General features: G+C 72.0%; 3 protein-coding genes. 2 read left to right on the forward strand and 1 reads right to left on the reverse strand.

Annotation, left to right across the window (positions count from 1 at the left end):
• Together IJH84_RS11220 and IJH84_RS11225 are read left to right on the forward strand one after the other, a co-directional pair.
• On the forward strand, positions 1 to 264 hold a 264-nt coding region (locus IJH84_RS11220; RefSeq protein ID WP_295143675.1), incomplete at its 5' end, for a His/Gly/Thr/Pro-type tRNA ligase C-terminal domain-containing protein.
• Complete coding sequence (locus IJH84_RS11225) at positions 261 to 905, forward strand: hypothetical protein (RefSeq protein WP_200069831.1); 645 nt, start codon at positions 261 to 263, stop codon at positions 903 to 905. The genes IJH84_RS11220 and IJH84_RS11225, both read left to right, overlap by 4 nt.
• A gap of 102 nt (positions 906 to 1,007) precedes the next feature.
• Here the strand turns inward: IJH84_RS11225 and IJH84_RS11230 are convergent.
• Positions 1,008 to 2,337: YibE/F family protein (locus IJH84_RS11230; protein WP_295143679.1), on the reverse strand; the 1,330-nt coding region annotated here is incomplete at its 5' end.

Here is a 2,337-nt window from a genome sequence, read left to right on the forward strand (position 1 = left end):
CATGCTGCCGGCGGTAGAGCCATAATGGCGGGCGGGCTCCGGGCCGCTGGGATCCGGGTCGATCTCGCCTACGGCGGCAAGGGGCTCAAGGGCGCGATGAAGGCGGCCGACCGGTCCGGGGCGCGGTTCGCGCTGGTGCTCGGCGAGCGGGATCTGGAAGCCGGGTCCGCGCAGCTCAAGGACCTCAGCACGGGTGAACAGCGGGCGGTCGCGCTGGACGATGCGGACAGCGAGGTCGCCGCCGCCGTCGGGAACTCGCGATGAGCGAGGCCGCGGCCGCGGATCACGTGGAGCTGGACCTGCTGGACCGGGCGACGATCCGCAAGCGCACCCGCAACGTCTGCATCGCCGCGCTTGTGGTGGCCGCGGCGTTCGGCGGCATCGTCGGGTTGCTCGCCGGTCCGGCCGGGTTCGGGATCGCCGTGGTGGTCGTCGCGGTCCCGTTGCTGCTGCTGGCCTTCAGCGAGTCCCGCAAGACCGCCTGGATGAGCGGCAGCCGGGTGTCGATGCGGGCCATCGGCACCCGGGTGGTGGATCTGCACGCGGCGAAACGGCTGGACGTGGTCGTCACCGACATGCGCGGGATGCGGACCGTGAGCCTGTTGGCGAGCGGACCGCCGAACGACAAGGCGATCACGGTCGCGTTGGCGATGTACGCGGGGACCGGCGGGCGCGAGCTCGGCGTGTACGCGCTGCGGCGCATCGCCGACACGTTGGCGGCGATCGGGGAGGCGCATGCGCTGGTGCTCTCGGAGCTGCTCGTGGCGCAGTTGCGGTCGGAGGCGCGCGGAGACGGTGCCGCGAACCGGCCGCTGTACCGGCTCGCGTCGATGGCGCCGCAGGGCCGGATGGCGCAGAAGTTGCATCCCGACGCCGTGGCCCGCTTCGTTACGACCCTCGACTGACCGTCTTCGCCCGCGCCGACACGCGCGCGCACCCGCGCGAGGAACCGGTTCCGAACGGAGTGAACGGACCGCTGGTCCCACTAGATTGGGCGAGCAGGCCGTTCACTCCGGAGATCTTGGCTCTGTTGGGCGACGTGCGGGATTCTCGGCAGCGCGCGTGTGTCTTGAGTGGACGGAATCTCGGTGGTCCAGCGGTTCGTCCGCTCGGGCTGGGCGGCGCGTTGTGCGGGTGGCGCCGGTCGAGGCCGCCTCGCCGACCCGGTCGGCGGCACGGGCCGTCGTGGGCGCGCCGGGTTCGTGCGCGGCGACCAGCGCCGCGATCAACGTGGTGATCGGCACCGCCGCGATCAGGCCGATGCTGCCGACCAGTGTGCGCACCACTTCCTGCGCCACCGCCTGCGAACTCACGATCTCGGCGAAGCTGCGCCCGGACAGCGAATACGCCAGCAGCAGCGGCAGCGACGCACCCGCGTAAGCGAGCACGAGCGTGTTCACCGCGGAGGCCACGTGATCGCGGCCGATGCGCAGTCCTGCGGTGTACAGGCTGCGCCAGCCCATCGCCGGATTCGCCCGCCGCAACTCGTAGACGGCACTGGTCTGCGTGACGGTCACGTCGTCGAGCACGCCGAGCGCGCCGATCACGATGCCCGCCAGCAGCAGTCCGCGCGCGTCGATCGGGGCGCCGAGCGCGCCGATGAGGCTCGAGGTGTTCTCGTCCAGCCCGGTCAGCCTCGTGGTCGCGGAGAACAGGGCGCTGAGTCCGCCGATCAGCGCCAGGCTCACCAGCGTCCCCAGCACCGCGGTGGAGGTCCGCGCGGAGAACCCGTGCGTCAGGTACAGCACCACGAACATGATCAGCCCGGCGCCGACCACCGCGACCAGCAGCGGGTCCTGCCCGGCCAGGATCGCCGGGAGCACGAAACCGACCAGCACCACAAAGCTCAACGCCAGCGCGCCCAGCGCGGCGAGCCCCTGCCAACGTCCGAGCACCAGCACCGCCGCGGCGAACACGCCCGCGAGCACCAGCAGCGGGCTGCCGCGCTGGAAGTCGACGACCTGGTAGGACGACTCGTCCTCGGGACTCGCACCGGCGTAGGAGAGCACCACCGCGTCGCCGACGGCGAACCGCGGTGTGCCCGGGTCGGTCGGCATGGTCTGTTCGATGACGCGGCCGGGCATCGGGCCGTCCTGCATCTTGACCCGCAGCCGCACGCAGCCGCCGCCTTGATCACCCGCGCTGCATCCGCTCGCGCCTGCCGAGACCACCTCGGCGTTCACCGGGTATTCGCCGAGGCCCAGGTCGGAGCCGGTGCGCTGCTGGTGCCCGAAGGGGAACAGCACGACGGCGCCGATGATCGCGGCGAGCGCGAAGGGCACGAGCGCGATCGCGAGCACCCGTTTGACCGTGCGCGAAGCGGGCGGAGCGTCGTGG

Source organism: Saccharopolyspora sp., assembly GCF_017434145.1.
GTDB lineage: Bacteria > Actinomycetota > Actinomycetes > Mycobacteriales > Pseudonocardiaceae > Saccharopolyspora_C > Saccharopolyspora_C galaxeae.

Bases quoted from the DNA above. Each gene is read 5' to 3' on its own strand.
- IJH84_RS11225 (WP_200069831.1), top strand. From the start codon at position 261: ATGAGCGAGGCCGCGGCCGCGGATCACGTGGAGCTGGACCTGCTGGAC.